The organism is Streptomyces sp. NPDC048659 (assembly GCF_040650575.1).
GTDB lineage: Bacteria > Actinomycetota > Actinomycetes > Streptomycetales > Streptomycetaceae > Streptomyces.
On record NZ_JBEZHM010000014.1, the window covers coordinates 72,234 to 93,224 of the forward strand.

The window sequence follows — 20,991 nt, forward strand, 5'->3', positions numbered from 1 at the left end:
GCGCGGGGCCGTTCGGGTGCGCGGGGCCGTTCGGGTGCGCGGGGCCGTTCGGGTGCGCGGGGCCGTTCGGGTGCGCGGGGCCGTTCGGGTGCGCGGGGCCGTTCGGGCGCGCCGGGGCGACTTGTCGACATCCCGGCTCGGGGCGGCGGCGGGCCGCTACCGTGCGGGGGATGACGACTCCGCTGTACTCCACGACCGAGGCCGACCCGCACGCCATCGGGCCGGTCCGCACCTCCTACGCGCCCGCCCACGACGGCGACCCCGACCCGGGCGAGATCGTCTGGACCTGGGTGCCGTACGAGGAGAACGACGGGCGCGGCAAGGACCGACCGGTGCTGGTCGTGGCGCGGGAGGAGCAGGGGACTCTGCTGGCCGTCCAGCTCTCCAGCAGGCCGCACGACCACGACCGCGAGTGGGTCTCGATCGGCTCCGGGTGCTGGGACGCGGAGCGGCGCGAGTCCTGGGTGGACCTGGACCGGGTGCTGCGGGTGCGGGACGAGGGGATGCGGCGGGAGGCGTGCGCGCTGGACCGGCCGCGCTTCGACCGGGTGGTGGCGCGGCTGGCCGAGCGCTACGGCTGGTCCTGACCGAACACCCGGCGGAAGGCGGCCAGGGTGGCGCGCTCGCGGCTGCGGTCCAGGATGCCGAAGACGACCTCGTCGAAGTGGCCGGCGAACCGCCCGGCGCCGGTGAGCAGCGCCTTGAAGGCCCCGGCGACGTCGGCGGGCTCGTTCTGGAAGACGCCGCAGCCCCAGGCGCCCAGCACCAGCCTGCGGTAGCCCTCGGCGGCGGCCGTCTCCAGGACCCGCTCGGCGCGGCCGGCGAGCACGCCGGGGATGCGGGGCTCGTCCTCGGGACGGTGCCGGCGGACCACTCCGGCGTTGGGCGCGGGCGAGGTGAGGAAGCCGACGGTGAAGGGCTCGGTGAGCAGCATGCCCCGGTCGGTGCGGAAGACGGGCACGCCGGGCGAGTGGATGACCCGGTCGGTGTAGAGCGGGTCGCGGTCCTCCCGGTGGTGCGCGTAGTGGCCGGGGACGCGCAGCAGGGTGGCGTAGAGGGCGGAGGAGCGGCAGAGCGCCTCCTCCTGGGCCTGGGCGCCGTTGAGGTAGCCGCCGCCGGGGTTGCGGGCGGAGGCGAAGTTGAGGACGGCGACGGGCCGGGCGGGGTCGGCGCCCACCATCCGGCGGGCGGCGACCAGGCTGCTCTCCTCGGTGACCCGCAGGAGGGTGGCGCGGTCGGTGTCGGGGGTGACGGGGACGGGCCCGGGGCCGTACGGCCGGGTTCCGGCCAGGGCCGCCGCCAGCCGGTCGGCGAGGTCGACGGTGCGGCCGTCCGGGGCCGTGTAGCGGCCCGCCGCCACGATCTCCTCCGTCTCGCGGGCCAGGGCCCGCAGTCGTGCGCTCATGGGCCCGAAGCATGATCGACGCGGCTCCGGGGCGGCAACGGCTTTTCCCGGCCAGCCCGCCGGACGCGCTCTTGCACGCCCGCCCGGGGTGGCTTTAGGTGGAATCAGCGCTTTCCCAGGAGGTGCAACGATGCCCGTGTCGCCGATGAGCGGCATACCCCGCGGCGGCCCCTCGCTCAGCGTGGCGGACGCCGAGGACCTGCTCCGATGTATCTGCTTCAAGACCGGCCCGCCCCGCACGGTCGGGGCCGAGCTGGAGTGGCTCGTCCACGAACTGCGCGACCCCCGCCTGCCCGTCCCGCCGCCCCGGCTCGCGGCGGCCCTCGACACCGTACGGGCCCTGCCGCTGGCCTCGGCCCTCACCTTCGAACCCGGCGGGCAGCTGGAGCTCAGCTCGCCGCCCGCCGCCTCCCTGATGGAGTGCCTGGACGTGCTCGCCACCGACCTGCGGGCGGTGCGCGGGGCGCTCGGCCCGCTCGGCCTCGGGCTCAGCGGCTACGGCGTGGACCCGTGGCACGCGCCCCGGGCGCGGGTGCTGCACGAGCCCCGGTACGACGCGATGGAGATCGCCCTCGGCCGCTCGGGGCCCTCGGGCCGGGCCATGATGTGCGAGTCCGCCTCGGTGCAGGTCTGCCTGGACGCCGGGACGGAGGGCCCCGGCCCGCTGGGCTACCGGCGGCGCTGGGAGCTCGCCCACCGGCTGGGCCCGGTGCTGGTGGCGGCCTTCGCCAACTCCCCCGTGCACGGCGGGCGCAGGACCGGCTGGCGGTCCACCCGGCAGCTCCTGTGGGCCGACCTCGACCCGGCGCGGGCGCTGGCCCCGCCGCCGGACGGCGAGCCGCGCGCCGAGTGGGCGGCGCACGTCCTGGACACCCCGGTGCTGTGCGTGCGGGCCCCCGAGGGGCCGTGGGCGGTGCCGGAGGGGCTGACCTTCCGCGACTGGCTGCGCACCGGGGATCCGCGCCCGCCCGGCGTGGACGACCTGCGCTACCACATCACGACCCTGTTCCCGCCGGTCCGGCCGCGCGGGCACCTGGAGCTGCGGATGATCGACGCGCAGCCGGGGCCCGACGGCTGGATGGTGCCGATCGCGGTGACGACCGCCCTGTTCGAGGACCCGGTGGCGGCCGAGGCGGCGCACCGGGCGACCCTGCCGCTGGCCGCGCGGGCGGCGGCCGGACCCGCGCCGCGCGGCCCGCTGTGGCTGGCGGCGGCCCGCGAGGGGCTCGCGGACCCGGCGCTGCACACCGCCGCGCTGACCGCCTTCGACGCGGCGCTCGACGCGCTGCCCCGGATCGGGGCGACCCCCCGGGTGACCGGCGCGGTCGCCGCGTTCCGCGAACGGTACGTGGTGCCGGGCGGCTGTCCGGCCGACGAGCTCCAGGAGGTGGTGTCATGACCGGGCTGGACACGGAGGCGCTGCGGCTGCGGGCCGTGACGGCGCTGACGGCCGCGCGGGAGCGCACCGCGCTGCTCACCTCCTGCGTCGACGACTCCGAACTGACGGCCCAGCACTCGCCGTTGATGTCCCCGCTGGTGTGGGACCTGGCGCACATCGGCAACCAGGAGGAGCAGTGGCTGTGGCGGGCCGTCGCGGGCGGCGCGGCGCTGCGGCCCGAGATCGACTCGCTGTACGACGCCTTCGAGCACCCGCGCGCCAGCCGCCCCTCGCTGCCGCTGCTGCCCCCGGCCGAGGCCCGCGCCTACGCGGCCGACGTGCGGGGCCGGGTCCTGGACGTGCTGGGCGAGGCGCGCCTGGAGGGCCGCCCGCTGGTCGAGTCGGGCTTCGCCTTCGGGATGATCGCGCAGCACGAACAGCAGCACGACGAGACGATGCTGATCACCCATCAGCTTCGCAGGGGCCCGGCGGCGCTGACCGCCCCTCCTCCGCCACCCGCGCACTCCTCGGGCCCGGTGGCCCGCGAAGTCCTCGTGCCGGGGGGCCCGTTCACCATGGGCACCTCGGACGAGCCGTGGGCGCTCGACAACGAACGGCCCGCGCACACCCGGATCGTGCCCGCCTTCTTCCTCGACACCGTCCCCGTCACCAACGGCGCCTACCAGGCGTTCATGGCCGACGGCGGCTACCGCGAGGAGCGCTGGTGGCACCCCGAGGGCTGGGCGCAGCTGCGCGAACACGGCATCGAGGCGCCGCTGTTCTGGCGGCGGGACGGCGCCGGGTGGCTGCGCCGCCGGTTCGGCGCGACCGAGCCGGTGCCCGCCGACGAGCCGGTGCTGCACGTCAGCTGGTACGAGGCCGACGCCTACGCCCGCTGGGCCGGGCGCCGGCTGCCCACCGAGGCCGAGTGGGAGAAGGCCGCCCGCCACGACCCGGCGGCCGGCCGCTCGCGCCGCTATCCGTGGGGGGACGCCGACCCCGGGCCCGTACACGCCAATCTGGGGCAGCGGCACCTGGGGCCCGCGCCCGCCGGGAGCTATCCCGAGGGGGCGTCCCCGCTCGGGGTGCGGCAGCTGATCGGCGACGTGTGGGAGTGGACGGCCAGCGACTTCCTGCCCTACCCGGGCTTCCGGGCCTTCCCGTACAAGGAGTACTCGGAGGTCTTCTTCGGGCCCGCGCACAAGGTGCTGCGGGGCGGCTCCTTCGCCGTCGACGCGGTGGCCTGCCGGGGCACCTTCCGCAACTGGGACCTGCCGGTGCGGCGGCAGATCTTCGCCGGTTTCCGCACCGCCCGCGACGCGGAGCCCGTCTGATGTGCCGCCACCTCGCCTTCCTCGGCGAACCGGTGGCCCTCGCCGAGCTGCTGCTGCGCCCGCCGCACTCGCTGGAGCACCAGTCCTGGGCGCCGCGCTCGCAGACCAGCGGCGTGGTGAACGCGGACGGCTTCGGCGTCGGCTGGTGGGCCGAGGGCGACCCGGTGCCCGCCCGCTACCGGCGGGCGGTGCCGATCTGGGGCGACCCGTCCTTCGCGGACCTCGCCCGGGTGGTGCGCACCGGCGCGCTGCTGGCCGCCGTGCGGGGCGCGACGCTGCCCGGGGCGGACGGGGAGGCCGCGGCGGCCCCGTTCGCCGGGGACCGCCGCCTGTTCAGCCACAACGGGGCGGTGCCCGGCTGGCCGGGGCCGATGGGCGCGCTGGCGGCGACGCTGCCGGCGGCGGAGCTGCTCGCGCTGGAGGCGCGCACCGACTCGGCGTTCCTGTGGGCGCTGGTGCTGCACCGGCTGCGGGCGGGGGAGGCGCCGGAGGCGGCGCTGGCGGGCACGGCCCGGGAGGCGGCCGAGGCGGCCCCCGGGTCCCGGCTCGACATGCTGCTCACCGACGGGACCGCCATCACGGCCGTCACCTGGGGGAATTCGCTCAGCACGCTGACCGGGCCCGACCGCGTGGTCGTGGCCTCCGAACCGTACGACGACGATCCGCGCTGGCGGCCGGTGCCGGACCGCACGGTCCTCACCGCCACCCGCGCGGGCGTCGCCCTCACTCCGCTTGAGGAGCACTCCCCGTGAGCCCGTTCCAGCTGACCCGTACCCTCGCCGAGGACGCCATGGGCGCCGCGCTGCGCGCCGACGTCCTGCACGGCCTCACCCGCACCCCCAAGGAACTGCCGCCGAAGTGGTTCTACGACGCAAGGGGCAGCGAGCTGTTCGACGAGATCACCCGGCTGCCGGAGTACTACCCGACGCGGGCCGAGCGGGAGATCCTGGTCGCCCGCTCCGGCGAGATCGCGGCGGCGACCGGCGCCCGGACGCTGGTGGAGCTCGGTTCCGGCTCCTCGGAGAAGACCCGGTACCTGATCGACGCGCTGCTGCCGGGGCTCGACGCCTACGTGCCGGTCGACGTGAGCGAGTCGGCGCTCCAGGGCGCGGGCGCGGCGCTGCTGGCGGAGCTCCCGGGGCTGCGGGTGCACGCCCTGGTGGCCGACTTCACCCACGGCCTCGACCTGCCGGACACCCCGGGGCCGCGCCTGGTGGCCTTCCTGGGCGGCACGATCGGCAATCTGCTGCCCGGGGAGCGGCGGGAGTTCCTGCGGGCGGTACGGGGGATGCTGGCGCCCGGTGACGCGCTGCTGCTCGGCACCGACCTGGTGAAGGACGAGGCGACGCTGGTCGCCGCGTACGACGACGCGGCCGGGGTGACGGCCGCGTTCAACCGGAACGTGCTGGCGGTGATCGGCCGGGAGCTGGGGGCCGACGCGGACCCGGCGGACTTCGATCACGTGGCGCTGTGGGACCGCGAGCGGGAGTGGATCGAGATGCGGCTGCGGGCCCGGCACGCGCTGGTGGTGAAGATCCCCGAGCTGGACCTGGTGGTGCCGTTCGAGGCGGGCGAGGAGCTGCGGACGGAGGTGTCGGCGAAGTTCCGTCAGGAGGGCGTGCGCAAGGAGCTGGCGGCGGCGGGGCTGACGCTGGCGCGCTGGTGGACGGACGAGGAGGGGCGGTTCGCGCTGTCGCTGGCGACGGTGGGCTGAGCGGACCGGCCGGCCGCCGCGGGCCGCCGCGGGACCCCGGTCACGGCGGGCCCGCGGCGGTGCCCGTGGACCGCGGTCTCGGCGGCGCGGGCGAGGGCGCGCCGGTCGGGATGCCGCCGGCCGGACAGCGGGTCCAGGACCCGGAGCTCCGCGACGAGCCCCCGCGCCGTCGCGACCCGCCACAGCGACGCGCCCAGCGGGTCGTCCCCGACGAACGCCGCCGGGCCCGCGGGCCGGTAGGCGATCCGTACCGGCTGGACGTCGGTCCCGGTGTCCAGGGCCGCCTGGAACGCCGCCGGACGGAAGGCGCCCCCGGCCCGGCCGCACCAGGTCGACCCCTCCGGGAAGACCACGGCCCGGCCGCCGCCCGCCAGGACGCGGCCCAGCGCGGCCACGGTGCCGGGCAGGCTCCGCAGCCGCTCGCGGTCGACGAAGAGGGTGCCGCCGAGCGCGGCGAGGGCGCCGAGCACCGGCCAGCCGCGCACCTCGCGCTTGGCGAGCATCCGGCCGGGCAGCACGGCGGCGACCAGCGGGATGTCCAGCCAGGAGAGGTGGTTGGCCACCACCAGGAGCGGCGTCCCGGGGGGCACCGCCGGGCCGTGCACCCGGATCCGTACCCCGAAGGCGCGCACCACGGCCCGGCACCAGACGCGGACGCACGCCAGGCGCCGGGCGGGCGGGAGGACGGCCGTGAGCGGGGCGAGCAGCACCCCGAGGAGCACGGCGGCGAGCCCGGCGGCGAGCCGGAGCGCGCCCCGGGCCGCCGCCACGCGCGGGGCGGGCGGCCCGGGGTGGGCGGCGCACCGGCCCGGGGTGCAGGGCGCCGTGGGGAACCACGGCGAGGGGGCCGCGGGGGTGCTCACCGGACCGGGGCGAGCGAGAGGAAGTGGCGCAGGTAGCGGGGGTTGGTGCGGCTCAGCGACAGCAGGACGTAGAGGTCGGCGACGTTGAAGTCGGGGTCGTGGGCGGGGGCGCCGCAGACCCAGGCGCCGAGCCGGAGGTAGCCGCGGAGCAGCGCGGGGAGTTCGGTGCGGCCCTGCGGCGGGGTGACGCCCTCGGGGGTCCACAGCCGGTGCGGGGTGACCCAGTACTCCTCGGGGGCGAGGTGCCTGGTCCTGACGGTGTCCCAGGTGGCGGCGGCGAGGGTGCCGCCGTCGGCGAGCGGCACGGAGCAGCAGCCGGCCAGCCACTCGTGGCCGGTGCGGGTCATGTAGCGGGCGAGTCCGGCCCAGACGAGGGCGATGACGGCGCCGTTGCGGTGGGCGGGGTGGACGCAGGAGCGGCCGACCTCGACCAGGTCGTGGCGGATGGGGGCGAGCCGGGTGAGGTCGAACTCGCTCTCCGCGTAGAGCCGGCCGGCGACGGCGGCGCGCTCGGGCGGCAGTATCCGGTAGGTGCCGACGACCTCGCCGGTGTCCTCGACGCGGACGAGGAGGTGGTCGCAGTACGCGTCGAAGGCGTCGCCGTCGAGGCCGGGTTCGGGTCCGTCGAGGACGGCGCCCATCTCGCCCGCGAAGACCTGGTGGCGCAGCCTCTGGGCGGCGCGGACGTCGTCCTGGTCGCGGGCGAGGCCGACGACGTAGCGGGGCTGCGGGGCGTCCCCGGACTGCGGCTGGGGCTGGGCCTGCGGCTGAGACGGTACGGCGGCGACCGGTGCGGCGGCGAGGGGCTGGGCGAGGGGTACGGCGGCCATGGCGGGCTCCTCCGGCGGTACGGAAGGGGGACGGGGGGCCGGACCGGGTGAGCGGTGGTCCGGCTCCTCGTTTCTTCCGCTGTCGGCTGGATTCGACGTGACCGTGCGGGGGCCGCTCGGTGTGGAGGCGCTGAATGCTGTCCGGCGGGCGGCCCGGGGGCCCGCCCGCCGGGCGGCCGCTACTCGGCGAGGCCGCTGGTGATCTGCTCGGAGGCTTCCTTGGCGGCCTCCTTGGCGTCACCGCCCTGGAGGACCGCGGTCATGTACGGCTTGATGGGGTTGGCGCCCTCGATGTCGGCCCACTGCGGGGAGTTCGGGGTGGCCCGGCCGCGGGCGGCGCCGACGGCCATGGTGGCGGTGGCCTCCTGGTCCTCGACGGCGGAGGCGAGCTTGGCCTTGTTGGGCACGTAGTTCATGGCGCGGGCGAGCTCGGTCTGCCACTTCTCGCCGGCGAGCGCCTTGACGACGTCGAGGGCGGCGGCGCGCTCGGGGGCGTTCTCCGGGATGATCAGGTCGGAGCCGCCGGTGAAGACGGAGCAGGGCTGGCCGGCCTTCTTGCCCGGTATGGGGAAGAAGCCCAGCTTGTCCTTGAGGCCGGGGTTGGCCTTGGTGATGACGGAGACGGCGTTGGGGGTCGCGACGATCTGGGCGACCTTGCCCTTGGCGAACACCTCGGCCTGCGGCGGGTTCTGCTCGTCGGCGTCCTTGGGGCCCTCGCCGAGGGACTGGAGCCGCTTGTAGTAGTCCATGCCCCGCAGGGCCGCCTCGCTGTCCAGGGTGCCGGTCCAGGCGCCGCCCTTGTCGACGGCGAGCTCGCCGCCCTCGTCCCAGATGAAGCCGGACAGGGTGTACCAGTCCTGGCCCGCGAGGTAGATGCCCTGGTTGCCGCCCTTGTTGAGCTTCTCGGTGTCGGCGAGCCACTCGGCGCGGGTGGCGGGCGGCTTGGCGACGCCGGCCTGGGCGAAGAGGTCCTTGTTGTAGATGACGATCCGGTTGGCCGCGTACCAGGGGATGCCGTACTGGGCGCCGCCGATGGAGCCGGGCTCGGCGAGACCGGGGAGCCAGTCCTGGCTGCCGAGGTCGCGGACGGACTCCAGGGTCAGGTCGTAGAGCTTCTCGGTGTCGGCGTACTGCGCGACCTGGGTGTTGCCGACCTCGATGACGTCGGGGCCGCCGGAGCCCTTGATGGCCTCGGTGACCTTCTTCCCGATGCCGGTCCACTCCTGGAAGGTGAACTTCAGCTCGATGTCGTCGTGCTCGGCCTCGAAGGACTCGGTGAACCGCTGGAGGAAGTCGTCGCTGACGCTGTCCTGCATCAGCCAGACGTTGACCGTGCGGGTGCCACCGCCGCCCGGGAGGAGGCTGCACCCCGAGAGGACGAGGGCGGAGACGACTGTCAGGGGACAGGCGAGGCGGCGGATCTTCACGTAGGTCACCTTCGGCATGGGGGGCTGACCCGACGTGTGGGGGGACCGAACGGGAGGTTCGCGCGGGTATGTGGCCTGGATTCTGGTCTGGACCAAACCGGATGGTCAAGTCCTTGACCATCTCGGTCCGGCCGCGGCGCCCCTCGGGGCCCCCGCCGGGCGGCGGCGGACGTGTCGCGGAGCCCGGCGGGGTGGGGCACGGTGGAGGGAACGCACCGAGAGGAGTCCGGCTCCCATGTCGAACCACACCTACCGCGTCACCGAGATCGTCGGCACGTCCACCGAGGGTGTCGACCAGGCCATCCGCAACGGCATCGAACGCGCCTCGCAGAAGCTCCGCGGCCTCGACTGGTTCGTCGTCACCGAGGTGCGCGGGCACCTCGTGGACGGCGCGGTCGAGCACTACCAGGTCGGCCTGAAGGTCGGCTTCCGGCTCGACGACGAGGACTGAGGCGGGGGCGGCCTGGGCGTTCGGCGGGGCGGCCGAGTTCTGAGCCGGGGCGGCCGGACGGGGCCGGGGGCCGAGCCGGGCGCGGCCGAGGGGCCGTCAGGTGCGGCCCTCGTCCTCCTGGGCCCGCGTCAGGGCCTCGGACGGGGCCGCCCAGCGGGCCCGGACGACGGTGAAGCCCGCCGCCTCGGCGGCGTCGCAGACCAGCTCGTCGTCGTCGACCAGCATCCGCACCTCGGTGTCCCCGGCGAGCCGCCGCAGCACCTCCAGCTTGGTCTGCCGCGCCGGGCGGAAGTCGCGGTCCCGGCGCATGTGCACCGGGCCCTCGGGCAGCCCGTGCGCGGCGAGCCAGGCGAGGGTGTCACGGCGGCAGCGCTCGGGCCGGCCGGTGAGGTAGACGACCTCGCACTCCTCGGCGGCCTCCCGGCACAGGGCGACGCCCTCGTCGAGCGGCGGGTCGGCGGGGGCGGCGGCGAAGAAGCCCTTCCAGTCGCGTGGCCGGCCCTCCAGGAAGTGCTGGCGGTGGGCGGTGGAGGCGAGGGTGTTGTCCAGGTCGAAGACGGCCACGGGCCTGCGGTGTCGGGTCACTCCCCCAGCCTAGGCAGGGTCCACGCCCCGGGGCGCGCTCAGCCGAACAGCCCGGAGCCGAGCGGGCGCCGGGCGTCGAAGCCGGGGAGGATCAGGAAGGTCGCGCCGGCCGTCGTGGTGGTGAACCCCAGCAGCGCGTCGGACGTCTCCATGTGGGCGAGGGTGGCGGTGAAGGTCCGCAGGTCGTTCTGGAAGCAGATGAAGAGCAGGCCGGGGGCGGGATCGTCGGTGCCGTACGAGCGGCGGAGCATGTGGCCGGTGCCGACCACGGCCGGGTTCGCCCGGCGCGCGTGGGCGTCCGCCGGGACGAGATAGCGCCCGTCCGGCGTCTTGGCGCCGAGGTCCGGACCCGCCGCCACGGGGCCGCCCGACAGCGGGGCGCCGCTGGCCCGGCGCCGCCCGAACACCGCCTCCTGCTCGGGCACCGACAGGGCGGCGAACCGCGCCAGGTCGAGCTCCATGTGCCGCAGTACGGCGAGGGTGCCGCCGGCGACGGCGGGCGGGCCGGCCAGCCACAGGTCGCGGCGCCGCTCGGCGTCCGTGTGCGGGCCCACGATGCCGTCGACGAAGCCGAGCGGGTTGCGGGGCGCGGTCAGACCCTCGGCCACGGGCACCTCGGCGCCCCGGCGCGCGGACTTCCGCCACCGTTCGCGGACGCGGTCCCCGGCCCGGGCCAGCAGCGCGGCGGCGACGACCGGGAGGAGCAGCGCGTCTCCGGCGCAGATCTGGATCAGCAGGTCGCCGCCCCGGGCCCGGGGCGCGATCCGTTCACGGGAGAACCGGGGCAGGTCCACCGCGCCGGGCAGCGTGGCACCGGCCATGCGGACCAGCCGGGGGCCGATGCCCACGGTCACGGTGAGGTCGCCCGGCGCCAGGCCGAGCAGCCGCGGTTCGGTCCCCGCGACGAGCGCCCGGACGGCCTCGCCGAGTTCGGCGAGCAGCGGGCCGGGGGCCACGTCGGCGCCGAGGTCGGCCACCAGCGCCAGGAGGTTCGGCTGGGCCGTGCGCGGGAGGACGATGCCCGCCTGGTGGGGGCCGGTCGGCGGAACCCCCGCGCCGGGCGCCGGAGCCGGGGAAGGGGGCCCGCCCGGCGGGGCCGCGGGCGCTTCGCACCCCGCGGTGAGCCCGGTGGCCGCCGCGGCCCCGGCGGCCCCGATGAACGCGCGTCGTGACGGACGGGAGTCGGCTCGGTGCATGGGGTGCAGAGTGCCACACCCGAATCGCTCGTGTGGGTCAACCTGCCTTTTTCGGGGTGGAATCGGGTGGTGCCGTGCCAGGATCGGACGCATGCCTCGATTAGCTCTTCGCGTGCTGGCGACCGTCCTGGGCACGCTGACGCTGGTGGCCGGTTGCAGCGACGGCGGTGGCGGTGGTGACGGCGACGACGGACCGGGCGAGGGCCGGCGCCCGAGCGGCGCGCGGGTGACGATCCGGGTCCCCGCCGACGCCCCGACGATCTCGGCCGCGGTGTCGCTGGCGCGCCCCGGCGACCTGGTGCTGGTCGCGCCGGGCACGTACCACGAGTCGGTGAAGGTCTCCACGCCCCGGATCACGCTCCGCGGCGAGTCCCGCGAGAAGGTCGTCATCGACGGACGGCTGCGGCAGCCGAACGGTGTCCTCGTCACGGCCCCCGGGGTGGCCGTGGAGAACCTGACCGTGCGGAACAACACGCAGAACGGCGTGCTGGTCACCGGTTCGGCGAAGGCGGCGGCCGGGCTGCCGGGCGGAGGCGGCGGCTACGACACCGGCGACGAGCCCGTCACCTTCCTGAAGTCGTTCCTGGTCTCGCACGTGACCGCGACCCGCAACGGGCTGTACGGCATCTACGCGTTCTCCGCGCAGAACGGCGTCATCGAGCACTCCTACGCGTCGGGCGGGGCGGACTCGGGGATCTACGTGGGGCAGTGCAAGCCCTGCCGCATCGTGGTGCGGGACAACATCGCCGAACTCAACGCGGTCGGGTACGAAGGCACCAACGCAGGCGGGGACATGTACGTGATCGGCAACCGGCTGGTCGGCAACCGGGTCGGCCTGACCACCGGCTCCGACCACCAGGAGAAACTCCTCCCGCAGCGGGGCGCCGTCATCGCGGGCAACCTGATCGCCGCCAACCAGCAGCGGGCCACCCCGCAGCAGGCCGACGGGGGTTGGGGCGTCGGCGTCGGCGTCGACGGCGGCAGCGACAACCGGTTCGTCCGCAACCGCGTCACGGGCAACGGCACCGCGGGGCTGGTGGTCACCGCGACCGCCGACATCCCCGCGATCGGCAACCGGATCACGGACAACGCCTTCTCCGGCAACGGCGTCGACGTCGGCTGGACGTTCCCCACCGCCGCGCGGGGACGGGGCAACTGCCTGCGCGGCAACGAGCTGCGGACCACCGTGCCCGCCGGGCTCGCGACCACGGCGCCCTGCCCGCTGCCGGACACGACACCTTCGCCGGACGGCCGTTGGGCGGCGCCGACGCCCCCCGACGGCATCCCGTTCTCCGAGGTGGCGGCGCCCGCGCCGCAGCCGCAGCTCCCGCACGCCCTCACCGCGGGTGCCACCGCCGTCCCGGCCGTGCCGGAGCTGCCGGACCTGGCGGGGGTCCCGCTGCCGTCGCCGTCCCTGCTCGCCGCCGGTGCGCGGGTACGGGCGTCCTGAGCGGCGCCGCGCCCCGGAGAGCCGGCGCCGGCTGCCGCTAGTTCTTCGGGGCGGCACCCGCCACCGGGGTGACCGGCCGGAACGGCTGGGTGTCGAACGTGATGTCCACCGGCCGGGGCGCGGAGCCGACCTCGGCGCGGACCCGGCGCATCGTGCCGTCCGGGCCCACCCAGTAGCGCACGTTGCCCGCCGTGTCGGGGCGGTTCCGGGAGGACGGTCCGGTCATGACGTCCACCGGATGCCCGTCCACCCGGTCGCGTCCCCACCAGGCGGCGCCGTTCTGCGCCAGCAGTCCGGCGTTGTCCGGCCGGTCGCTGCCGAGACCGAGCGCGATGGTCAGCGACGTGTCCAGCGAGCTCCCGGCGGACAGCAGCGGGCGGCGGACCCAGCCGGTGCGGGGCGGCGAAGCGGGGGCGTGCTCGGGGGCGTTCGCCATCGGGTGGACGAACACCGAGTCGGCCGTCCACTCGATGAGCCCCTCGCTGGAGGTCTCGCGCCCGGTGCCGTGGACCACCCCGTAGCCGATCCTGCCCCGGTAGTCGACGGACCCGGTCACGGTCAGCCCTCCGGCGGTGCCCGGCACGGTGATCGTCACCGCGCGGCCGCGCGCCTCGTAGTTGCGGAACCGGGTGATCGCCAGGCGGTCCGCCTCGTCCGAGGTCAGCGCACGCGGACCGGCGGGCTCGGAGCCGCCGCCGGTGAGCAGGAACGCGGCGCCGACCGCGACGGCCGCCGTGGCGATGCCGACGGCCACCCGGCGGGGCCGCGGCCACCGGCGCCGTCCGGTCGCACGGTCCGGCCGTGCCCCTCCGTATCTCCCGCTCCGCACCCGGCTCGACGTGGCCACTTCCCCACCCTCTCGGTTCGCCCGCTTGCTTGGACCGCGGACTGCCCGACCGCGAACCAGCAGGCGCGGTCGGGCAGTTCGGATCAGTGCTGTTCGGATCAGTGCTGTTCGGATCAGTGCTGTTCGGATCAGTGCTGTTCGGATCGGTGTCGTCCGGTCAGGTCAGTGCTCCCGGGGACGGCGTTTCCGGCTCACGACCGCGATGGCCAGGCCCGTACCCAGCAACAGGCCGACGAGGCCGATCACCGGCACCGCTCCGGAGGAGCCGGTGTGCGCCAGCGAGCCTCCCGAGTCCCCGTAGCCCCCCTGGTCCCCGTAGTCCGGGGGCGGTGTCGACGCGGAGGGCGAGCTCGGCGTCGGGGTCGGCTTGTGGGGCGGCTTCCCCTTCGGGATGTACACCCCGGCGTCGATGGTGTGGTCGACGCCGCCCGGCCTGCTCGGCGCCGTGACGGGCGCGGAGCCGGCGCAGAGCCGTCCGGTGGTCGGCGGCGTCACGTTGGAGTCGTGCGTCCGGTCGGTGCCGGCTCGCGGCAGCGTGAACCGCAGCCGGTCCGCCGTGGGCCGCCCGGGCACCCCGCTGGTGTCCGCGGTGCACACGTCGAACCGCACCGTGTACTTCGCGCCGGGGACGAGCTGGTACGCGGCGCCGACACCACCGAAGTAGTACTCGCCGGCGTCGTCGGTCCGCGTCGTGGCGACCTGCCTGCCGCCCGCGTCCAGCAGGCTGACCGTCGCCCCGGGCAGCAGCGGCTCCCCCGGGTCCTGGACCCCGTCGCGGTCGCTGTCGAACCAGACCAGGTTGCCGATCTGGACCGGGGCGTTCGCCGCCGCGTAGGCGACGTCGCCGAGCCCGCCGGCCTTGCCGAAGCCGTTCTGCGCCCCGCCGACGAACTGGTAGGCGTTCGTGTTCGGGGCGTTGCCGGGGCCCGCGCCGGTCGTGATGTGGTGGTAACCGGTGCCGGACGTCTCGACGTTGACGGTCGGGTCGAACTCCGTGCTGACGACCCAGTCCTGCTGCGGGATGAAGGCCACGGAGCCCAGCGCGGTCTCCTGGTGCGGCCCCTGGAAGAACTCGCCGGGGAAGTACTCGACGACATCGGGGGCCTGGCCGCCGCTGTTGCCGGGGGTGGCGTGGTTGGGGCAGTTCCCGGTGCCTTCCCACGCGTATCCGCCGGTGGGAACGGCACAGGCCATGTTGATGTCGCCGCCGGCCATGCCGAGTTCCGGCGTGTTGTTCCCGGGACGGGGGTCGAGTCCCCGGGCGCTGAGCACGTCCATGAACCGGTCGCGGAAGCCCAGGATCATCGAGCCGTCGCGGCCGAAGGCGAGGGAGGCGAGCTCCGGCTGCGGGTCGAGGAAGGCGTTGCCCGCCTTGCGCTCGTCCCAGGTGTCCAGGCTGGTGTTCCACGGGTTCCAGCGGGTGGCCTGGGGGGCGGCGCCCGCCCCGGTGAAGACGGTGCCACGCTTGTCGGTGAGGGTGTGGGTCAGGACCGTGGTGAACCGCCTGCCGTCGTACGCGTAGACGACGGCCTTCAGGTCCGCGGGCTTCTGTGTGCTCTCGGCGCTGCACACACCGCCCACGTACAGGGTGTTGTCGTGGGCTTCGAGGCCGAACGGCCGCCAGTCACCGGCGCTCGCGCACCCCGGGTCGGGGATGGGTGTCGTCGCCCTGGGCGCCGATGCGGTGGCCCCCCTCGCGTCGAAGCTCACCAGGCTGCGGTTCAGCAGGTTCACCGCGTACAGCGTGGAGCCGTCCTCCGAGAGGGCCAGGGCGCCGATGCTCTCCTTGCCCGGCGCGTCGACGAATCCCGGGTCCTTGTTCATGTCGCTGTCGTGCTGCGTCCGCGCGACGTCCGGCACCTGGGCGAACAGCTTCGGTGCGCCGGAGCCGTCGACCGGCACCGTGTAGATCGCGCCGGGGCCCTCGGGCCCGTACGGGGCGTAGCGGCGGGCGAACGCGCTCTGGAACAGCCGGGTGCGGTACCTGTCGTAGGCGAGCCCGTACGTCGTGCCCACCTGGGCCTGCGTGGCCAGCACGCTCGGACACGCCACGCCGCCGGGGCAGGTGCCCCGGGTCTGCGTCCCGAACGCCACGAGGGCCCGGGTGTCCGTTCCGGTGGCCCCGTTCTGGACCGGCACGAAGTACCGCGTGTCCGGCAGGGCGTAGTCGGCGGGGTTCCACACGCCCGTGACCACGGAGGCGTTCTTTCCGCCCGAGACGTCCACGAACGACGTGAAGCTGTCGAAGTGGTTCTCCGCCGTCGACGCGGGCGCGGCCCGCAGATAGCCGTCGTACGGCGCGGGGACGCTGACGTCCACGCGGTACCGGCCGCCGCGCAGCGACGTCGACTGCGCCACCACCACCTTTCCGGTGGTGTCCGTGACGGCGGTGACACCGCGCCCGGCGGGGTCGGAGACCCGCACCCTCATGCCGCGCTGCGGCACGTCCATCGTCGTGTTGATGACGCCGGTGCCGAAGAAGTCGCGCAGCACCTGGACCGTCAGCGTGCCGTCCTCGGGCGAGGCGGCGACGGGGCCGGCCGTCGCTCCCAGAGCACCGCCCGCCAGCAAGAGAACGGATAACCCCACGCGTGCCAGCGGGCCCGCGCGCAGCGGGACCGTTCGCCGCGAGCCGGAGTCGACTCGATTCATGGCATCACTCTCCATGTACGGAAAGGAAAAGGACCATCGCTGCCGGGTGGGCCTCTTCGCGATGATTTCTTGAGGGATTTGCGGGCGAGCCGTGGAGGCCGCGGATCAGGAAAGACGCACAGCAGGTCCGACGCGACGCCCTCCACCGTCGACCTCGCCGACAACCGTCGTGAGCAGCGCGCGACACTCTAGGGGCAGACGCTCAGCCGCCACCAGTAGAATTCTGGAATTCATCGGAATCGGCGATATTATCCGAGCGCATGAACAAGATTACCGAATGAATATGCGAATTCCATTGAATGGCTGAATCCGGGCCACTTGTCGACATTACGACGGCCGGCCGGAGCCCCTCCCGGGCAGGTGCACCACGAGGAGCGTGAAGGCCGCGAGCGCGACGTTGCGCGCGGCGGCGTCGAGGCCGTTCCAGTCGGACGACTGCCACATGGCGAACCACTCGCCGCCGATCACGAGGAAGCCGATCCCGAACAGCGTCAGCACCATCACCAGGCCCACCGTGCTCACCGCGCGGGCGCGGTTGTACGTGTCACGGCGCAGTCCCGTGATCCAGAGCCGGGTGGCGGCGAGGAGGACCGCCGCGGCCGTCGCCTCCCAGGCGATGAGGGCGACGTAGGCGGCGTTCTGGAGGGCGGGCGATTCGACCGCCCGCCACATCAGGTCGGGGTCCTTGAAGGTGGTGTCCATGCTCAGGACGTGCCGGACGAAGAGCTGGTTGGTCCCGAAGTCGGTGAGGTTCCCGAACACGACCAGGGTCATGTAGAGGGCGACGGTCGCCGTCAGCGCGGTCGCCGCGACGGGCGGCGAGCCCAGCTTGAGGAGCCGGGTCCGCCGGGGGTGGGCCTGTGTCATGGAGGTGTCCTCTCTCGTCGTCGCCCGTTCGGCTGGCCTGACCAGGGCAAACGGGACGGGCGCCCTAGAATCGGCGGATGCACAGCCGCACCGACTCCCCCGTCGCGCCGCCCGCGCCCGCGACGCCCCACGACCCGTTCGTCCGGGTGCGGGGTGCCCGTGAGCACAATCTGAAGGGTGTCGACGTCGATGTGCCCCGCGACGCGCTGACGGTGTTCACCGGGGTGTCCGGCTCGGGGAAGTCCTCGCTGGCGTTCGGCACGATCTACGCGGAGGCGCAGCGCCGCTACTTCGAGTCGGTCGCGCCGTACGCCCGGCGGCTGATCCACCAGGTGGGGGCGCCGAAGGTCGGGGAGATCACCGGGCTGCCGCCGGCGGTGTCGCTGGAGCAGCGCCGGTCCGCGCCGAACGCGCGCTCCTCGGTCGGCACGGTGACGACGCTGTCGAACTCACTGCGGATGCTGTTCTCGCGGGCGGGCGCCTATCCGCCGGGGGCGCCGCGGCTGGACTCGGACGCCTTCTCGCCGAACACGGCGGCGGGGGCGTGCCCGTCCTGCCACGGCATCGGGCGGGTGCACGGGACGACGGAGGAGCTGCTGGTCCCGGACCCGGGGCTGTCGATCCGGGAGGGCGCGATCGCCGCCTGGCCGGGCGCCTGGCAGGGCAAGAACCTGCGGGACGTGCTGGACGCGCTCGGGTACGACGTGGACCGGCCGTGGCGGGAGCTGGCGGCGGCGGACCGGGAGTGGATCCTGTTCACCGACGAGCAGCCGGTGGTGACGGTCCATCCGGTGCGGGAGGCGGGGCGGATCCAGCGCCCGTACCAGGGCACGTACACGAGCGCCCGGCGCTATGTGATGCGTACCTTCTCGGATTCGAAGAGCGCGTCGCTGCGGGCGCGGGCGGAGCGGTTCCTGACCAGCGGTCCGTGCCCGGTGTGCGGGGGCGGGCGGCTGCGGCCGGAGGCGATGGCGGTGACCTTCGCGGGCCGGGACATCGCGGAGCTCGCCGCGCTGCCGCTGACGGAGCTGGCGCGGACGCTGGAGCGCGCGACGGCGGACGGGGACGCGACGGAGACGGCGCGGGTGCTCGGCGCGGACCTGGTGGCGCGGATCGGGACGGTGACGGAGCTGGGCCTGGGCTATCTGAGCCTGGACCGGGCGACGCCGACGCTGTCCAGCGGCGAGCTCCAGCGACTGCGGCTCGCGACCCAGCTGCGGTCGGGGCTCTTCGGTGTGGTGTACGTGCTCGACGAGCCGTCCGCGGGGCTGCACCCGGCGGACACGGAGGCGCTGCTGGTGGTGCTGGACCGGCTGCGGGCGGCGGGGAACACGGTGTTCGTGGTGGAGCACCAGCTGGACGTGGTGCGGCACGCGGACTGGCTGGTGGACGTGGGGCCGCTGGCCGGGGAGCACGGCGGGCGGGTGCTGTACAGCGGCCCGCCGGCGGGGCTGGCGGAGGTGGCCGGGTCGGCGACCCGGCGCTTCCTCTTCGACCGCCCGGCCGTCCCGGCGCGGGAGGTGCGGGAGCCTTCGGGGTGGCTGCGGACAGGGCCGCTGGACCGGCACAACCTGCGGGGGCTCGATGCCGCCGTGCCGTCGGGGGTGCTGACGGCGGTCACGGGGGTGTCCGGTTCCGGGAAGTCCACGCTGGCGGCGGCGCTGACCGAGGAACTGCCGGGTGTGGAGCGGCTGGTGACGGTGGACCAGAAGCCGATCGGGCGGACCCCGCGCTCCAACCTGGCCACGTACACGGGTCTGTTCGACGTGGTGCGCAAGCTGTTCGCGGCGACCGACGAGGCCCGGGAGCGGGGTTACGCGGCGGGGCGGTTCTCCTTCAACGTGCCGGGCGGGCGCTGCGAGACCTGCCAGGGCGAGGGATTCGTCTCGGTGGAGCTGTTGTTCCTGCCGAGCACGTACGCGCCGTGTCCGGACTGCCGGGGGGCGCGGTACAACCCCGAGACGCTGGAGGTGCGGCTGCGCGGGCTGACCGTCGCGGAGGTGCTGGACCTGACGGTGGAGGCGGCGGCGGGGTTCTTCGCGGAGGTCCCGGCGGCGGCGCGCGGGCTGCGCACGCTGCTGGACGTGGGCCTCGGCTATCTGCGGCTCGGCCAGCCGGCGACGGAGCTGTCCGGCGGGGAGGCGCAGCGCATCAAGCTGGCCACCGAGCTCCAGCGGCCCCGGCGCGCCCACACGCTGTACGTGCTGGACGAGCCGACGACGGGGCTGCACCCGGCCGATGTGGAGGTGCTGGCGCGCCAGTTGCACGGTCTCGCCGACGCGGGGCACACGGTGGTGGTCGTGGAGCACGACATGGACGTGGTGGCGGGCGCGGACTGGGTGATCGACCTGGGTCCGGGCGGTGGCGACGAGGGCGGCCGGATCGTGGCTGCGGGCCCGCCCGCCGCCGTCGCGGCGACGGCGGCGAGCAGGACCGCCCCGTATCTGGCCCGGGCCCTGGGCCTCGCGGGGAGCTAAGTCCGGCGCGGCTAAGCGGCCGTGTCGAAGGTGTAGTGCGGGGTGTGGTCGAGCATGTCGGCCGGGGTCACGTCGTTCCAGGGACGCATGGTGTCGTGGAGGTCGACGACGTTCGGGGTGCCGGCGGCGGGCAGGTAGGCCGAGCGGGGGTGGCGGGCCTGCCAGTCGGCCCACAGCTTGTCGATGAAGGCGTGGTGCATCCAGAACACGGGGTCGTTCGGGGAGACGCCGGTGGCCATCTGGCCGCCGACCCAGACGTGCACCCGGTTGTGCAGGTTGACGCCGCGCCAGCCCTCCAGGTGGTTGCGGAAGCCGTCGGAGGCGCTGTTCCAGGGGGCCATGTCGTAGGTCTCCATGGCGAGGACGGAGTCGACCTCGGCGCGGGTGGGGAGCTGGCGGCCGCCGGCGCCGAGGTCGCGGCGGAGGTAGTCGCGGCCGTCGACGCGGACGGTGATCGTCCAGCGGTTGCCGGAGCGGGCGAAGGCGCCGTCGAGGACCTGTCCGTCGCGGGCCCGGCCGGTGCCGCCGAGGAAGTCGGGGGCCCAGAGGGAGGAGCTCGTGGTGCGGTCGGCGGTCCAGTCCCAGTAGGGCAGGGTGACGCTGGGGTCGACGGACTGGAGCGCCTGCTCGAACTGTATGAGGAAGCGGCGGTGCCAGGGCAGGAAGGACGGCGAGCGGTGGCCGACGCGGTCGCCGCTGTCGGTGTCGCTCATGATGAAGGCGTTGTGGGTGGTGACGAAGGTGTCGTAGCGGCCCGAGCGCTTCAGTTCGAGGAGGGCGGCGACGAAGCGGCGCTTCTCGTCGGCGGTGAGGGCGGCCTGGTTCTTGCGTACGGTCACGGTGGTACGGCTCCTGGGTGGAACGGGCGGTGGCGGGATCGGGTCAGCCGAGGGCGAGGGGGACCAGCGGGGCCCCCTGGAGCTCGCGGACGGCCGCGCGGGCCACGGCCTTGGGCGTGGCGACGGGCTCGTAGTGGTTGATGACGCTGATCCAGGTGCCGTCGGCGTTCCGCATCACGTGCAGTTCCTCGCCGTCGATGGTCACGGAGTAGCCGCCCCCGTGGTGTCCCCCGTGGTGGCCGCCGTGCGCGGGGCCGCCGATGATGCGGCGGCCCTGGTAGACCTCGTCGAAGGCGGCGGGCTCCGGGAGGGCGGCGGGCGCGTCGGCGGGCGGTGTCGCGGCTCCGGCGGAGCCGGCCAGGGCGAGGCCCGCGACGGCACCGGCGGCGCCTGCGGCGACGCCGAGGGCCTGGCGGCGGGTGATGCTGGACATGAGAAACCCCCAAATGGACTGGTACCGCCGGGGGTTTGGTCATATGCCCCCGGCAGGACCCATCAGTACCCGGAGGCGCCTTGACGCCGGAAATCGCCCGGAAGGGGTTGGCCGCTATATGGACGACTCGCCATGATCGGTACAGCGTTGAACGGAGTTGATCTTGCTGTTCCGGCGCACGGAAGCGCCCCGGAACGAAAGTTCTGCGGAGATCGTGACGATCTCGTGAACGATCTTTCGTTC

General features: G+C 74.8%; 19 protein-coding genes. 8 read left to right on the top strand and 11 right to left on the bottom strand.

Going from position 1 to position 20,991, the window contains the following annotated elements:
* Window positions 1-170 precede the first annotated feature (170 nt).
* The gene (locus AB0C99_RS13715) at window positions 171-587 is read left to right on the top strand and encodes a type II toxin-antitoxin system PemK/MazF family toxin (protein WP_362474093.1); all 417 of its coding nucleotides are present in this window, start codon (window positions 171-173) and stop codon (window positions 585-587) included.
* On the opposite strand, the gene AB0C99_RS13720 is transcribed toward AB0C99_RS13715, so the two are convergent.
* Window positions 572-1,405, bottom strand: coding sequence for a TIGR02452 family protein (locus AB0C99_RS13720; RefSeq protein WP_362474096.1), 834 nt, complete (start codon window positions 1,403-1,405; stop codon window positions 572-574). The genes AB0C99_RS13715 and AB0C99_RS13720 overlap by 16 nt on opposite strands.
* Before the next feature lie 145 nt (window positions 1,406-1,550).
* Here AB0C99_RS13720 and egtA point away from each other — a divergent pair, with 145 nt between their 5' ends.
* Genes egtA through egtD form a run of 4 tightly spaced genes read left to right on the top strand, consistent with a single transcriptional unit; the run spans window position 1,551 to window position 5,831 of the window.
* Window positions 1,551-2,804 (top strand): ergothioneine biosynthesis glutamate--cysteine ligase EgtA, encoded by a 1,254-nt coding sequence (egtA, locus tag AB0C99_RS13725; RefSeq protein WP_362474099.1) that lies wholly within the window; start codon window positions 1,551-1,553, stop codon window positions 2,802-2,804.
* Window positions 2,801-4,117, top strand: coding sequence for an ergothioneine biosynthesis protein EgtB (egtB, locus tag AB0C99_RS13730; protein ID WP_362474102.1), 1,317 nt, complete (start codon window positions 2,801-2,803; stop codon window positions 4,115-4,117). Before egtA ends, egtB begins: the two co-directional genes overlap by 4 nt.
* Window positions 4,117-4,869, top strand: coding sequence for an ergothioneine biosynthesis protein EgtC (gene egtC, locus AB0C99_RS13735; protein ID WP_362474105.1), 753 nt, complete (start codon window positions 4,117-4,119; stop codon window positions 4,867-4,869). The genes egtB and egtC overlap by 1 nt, the downstream gene beginning before the upstream one ends.
* Window positions 4,866-5,831 carry an L-histidine N(alpha)-methyltransferase gene (egtD, locus tag AB0C99_RS13740; protein ID WP_362474108.1) on the top strand — a complete coding sequence of 322 codons (966 nt, stop codon included), beginning with the start codon at window positions 4,866-4,868 and terminating at the stop codon, window positions 5,829-5,831. Before egtC ends, egtD begins: the two co-directional genes overlap by 4 nt.
* Here the strand turns inward: egtD and AB0C99_RS13745 are convergent.
* The 3 genes from AB0C99_RS13745 to AB0C99_RS13755 all read right to left on the bottom strand — a co-directional run bounded on the left by AB0C99_RS13745 (window position 5,726) and on the right by AB0C99_RS13755 (window position 8,969).
* Window positions 5,726-6,694 carry a lysophospholipid acyltransferase family protein gene (locus AB0C99_RS13745; RefSeq protein ID WP_362474110.1) on the bottom strand — a complete coding sequence of 323 codons (969 nt, stop codon included), beginning with the start codon at window positions 6,692-6,694 and terminating at the stop codon, window positions 5,726-5,728. The genes egtD and AB0C99_RS13745 overlap by 106 nt on opposite strands.
* A complete protein-coding gene (locus AB0C99_RS13750) occupies window positions 6,691-7,524 on the bottom strand; it encodes a GNAT family N-acyltransferase (RefSeq protein WP_362474113.1) in 834 nt (277 codons plus the stop codon). Before AB0C99_RS13750 ends, AB0C99_RS13745 begins: the two co-directional genes overlap by 4 nt.
* 179 nt (window positions 7,525-7,703) lie before the next feature.
* The gene (locus AB0C99_RS13755; protein WP_362474115.1) at window positions 7,704-8,969 is read right to left on the bottom strand and encodes an extracellular solute-binding protein; all 1,266 of its coding nucleotides are present in this window, start codon (window positions 8,967-8,969) and stop codon (window positions 7,704-7,706) included.
* A 217-nt stretch (window positions 8,970-9,186) separates the two neighbouring features.
* Between AB0C99_RS13755 and AB0C99_RS13760 the strand changes: the two genes are divergently transcribed.
* Window positions 9,187-9,402, top strand: a complete 216-nt coding sequence (locus tag AB0C99_RS13760; RefSeq protein ID WP_362474118.1) for a dodecin — start codon at window positions 9,187-9,189, stop codon at window positions 9,400-9,402.
* A 96-nt stretch (window positions 9,403-9,498) separates the two neighbouring features.
* On the opposite strand, the gene AB0C99_RS13765 is transcribed toward AB0C99_RS13760, so the two are convergent.
* The gene (locus tag AB0C99_RS13765; RefSeq protein WP_362474121.1) at window positions 9,499-9,987 is read right to left on the bottom strand and encodes a hypothetical protein; all 489 of its coding nucleotides are present in this window, start codon (window positions 9,985-9,987) and stop codon (window positions 9,499-9,501) included.
* Window positions 9,988-10,025: 38 nt separating this feature from the next.
* A complete protein-coding gene (locus AB0C99_RS13770) occupies window positions 10,026-11,183 on the bottom strand; it encodes a Dyp-type peroxidase (protein WP_362474124.1) in 1,158 nt (385 codons plus the stop codon).
* 91 nt (window positions 11,184-11,274) lie between these two features.
* Here AB0C99_RS13770 and AB0C99_RS13775 point away from each other — a divergent pair, with 91 nt between their 5' ends.
* Window positions 11,275-12,633: a right-handed parallel beta-helix repeat-containing protein gene (locus AB0C99_RS13775; RefSeq protein ID WP_362474127.1), complete on the top strand. Its 1,359-nt coding sequence runs from the start codon at window positions 11,275-11,277 to the stop codon at window positions 12,631-12,633.
* A gap of 37 nt (window positions 12,634-12,670) precedes the next feature.
* Here the strand turns inward: AB0C99_RS13775 and AB0C99_RS13780 are convergent, their stop codons facing one another.
* The 3 genes from AB0C99_RS13780 to AB0C99_RS13790 form a co-directional block, all read right to left on the bottom strand.
* The gene (locus AB0C99_RS13780; RefSeq protein ID WP_362474130.1) at window positions 12,671-13,387 is read right to left on the bottom strand and encodes a hypothetical protein; all 717 of its coding nucleotides are present in this window, start codon (window positions 13,385-13,387) and stop codon (window positions 12,671-12,673) included.
* 255 nt (window positions 13,388-13,642) lie between these two features.
* Window positions 13,643-16,132: an SdrD B-like domain-containing protein gene (locus AB0C99_RS13785; protein ID WP_362474133.1), complete on the bottom strand. Its 2,490-nt coding sequence runs from the start codon at window positions 16,130-16,132 to the stop codon at window positions 13,643-13,645.
* Window positions 16,133-16,459: 327 nt separating this feature from the next.
* Window positions 16,460-16,999: a DUF2165 domain-containing protein gene (locus tag AB0C99_RS13790; RefSeq protein ID WP_362474136.1), complete on the bottom strand. Its 540-nt coding sequence runs from the start codon at window positions 16,997-16,999 to the stop codon at window positions 16,460-16,462.
* Window positions 17,000-17,076: 77 nt separating this feature from the next.
* On the opposite strand from AB0C99_RS13790, the gene AB0C99_RS13795 reads away from it, so the two are divergent.
* Window positions 17,077-19,476 carry an excinuclease ABC subunit UvrA gene (locus tag AB0C99_RS13795; RefSeq protein WP_362474138.1) on the top strand — a complete coding sequence of 800 codons (2,400 nt, stop codon included), beginning with the start codon at window positions 17,077-17,079 and terminating at the stop codon, window positions 19,474-19,476.
* A gap of 11 nt (window positions 19,477-19,487) precedes the next feature.
* Here the strand turns inward: AB0C99_RS13795 and AB0C99_RS13800 are convergent, their stop codons facing one another.
* Window positions 19,488-20,315, bottom strand: a complete 828-nt coding sequence (locus AB0C99_RS13800) for a tyrosinase family protein (protein ID WP_362474141.1) — start codon at window positions 20,313-20,315, stop codon at window positions 19,488-19,490.
* A 43-nt stretch (window positions 20,316-20,358) separates the two neighbouring features.
* The gene (locus AB0C99_RS13805; protein ID WP_362474143.1) at window positions 20,359-20,748 is read right to left on the bottom strand and encodes a tyrosinase cofactor; all 390 of its coding nucleotides are present in this window, start codon (window positions 20,746-20,748) and stop codon (window positions 20,359-20,361) included.
* Between the last annotated feature and the right edge of the window lie 243 nt (window positions 20,749-20,991).

Excerpts from the sequence above, each read along its gene's own strand:
- egtC (WP_362474105.1), top strand. The coding sequence starts at position 4,117 with ATGTGCCGCCACCTCGCCTTCCTCGGCGAACCGGTGGCCCTCGCCGAG.
- AB0C99_RS13790 (WP_362474136.1), bottom strand. The coding sequence starts at position 16,999 with ATGACACAGGCCCACCCCCGGCGGACCCGGCTCCTCAAGCTGGGCTCG.
- AB0C99_RS13795 (WP_362474138.1), top strand. The coding sequence starts at position 17,077 with ATGCACAGCCGCACCGACTCCCCCGTCGCGCCGCCCGCGCCCGCGACG.
- AB0C99_RS13755 (WP_362474115.1), bottom strand. The coding sequence starts at position 8,969 with ATGCCGAAGGTGACCTACGTGAAGATCCGCCGCCTCGCCTGTCCCCTG.
- AB0C99_RS13715 (WP_362474093.1), top strand. The coding sequence starts at position 171 with ATGACGACTCCGCTGTACTCCACGACCGAGGCCGACCCGCACGCCATC.
- AB0C99_RS13750 (WP_362474113.1), bottom strand. The coding sequence starts at position 7,524 with ATGGCCGCCGTACCCCTCGCCCAGCCCCTCGCCGCCGCACCGGTCGCC.
- egtB (WP_362474102.1), top strand. The coding sequence starts at position 2,801 with ATGACCGGGCTGGACACGGAGGCGCTGCGGCTGCGGGCCGTGACGGCG.
- AB0C99_RS13785 (WP_362474133.1), bottom strand. The coding sequence starts at position 16,132 with ATGAATCGAGTCGACTCCGGCTCGCGGCGAACGGTCCCGCTGCGCGCG.
- AB0C99_RS13805 (WP_362474143.1), bottom strand. The coding sequence starts at position 20,748 with ATGTCCAGCATCACCCGCCGCCAGGCCCTCGGCGTCGCCGCAGGCGCC.
- AB0C99_RS13770 (WP_362474124.1), bottom strand. The coding sequence starts at position 11,183 with ATGCACCGAGCCGACTCCCGTCCGTCACGACGCGCGTTCATCGGGGCC.
- AB0C99_RS13720 (WP_362474096.1), bottom strand. The coding sequence starts at position 1,405 with ATGAGCGCACGACTGCGGGCCCTGGCCCGCGAGACGGAGGAGATCGTG.
- egtA (WP_362474099.1), top strand. The coding sequence starts at position 1,551 with ATGAGCGGCATACCCCGCGGCGGCCCCTCGCTCAGCGTGGCGGACGCC.
- AB0C99_RS13760 (WP_362474118.1), top strand. The coding sequence starts at position 9,187 with ATGTCGAACCACACCTACCGCGTCACCGAGATCGTCGGCACGTCCACC.
- AB0C99_RS13775 (WP_362474127.1), top strand. The coding sequence starts at position 11,275 with ATGCCTCGATTAGCTCTTCGCGTGCTGGCGACCGTCCTGGGCACGCTG.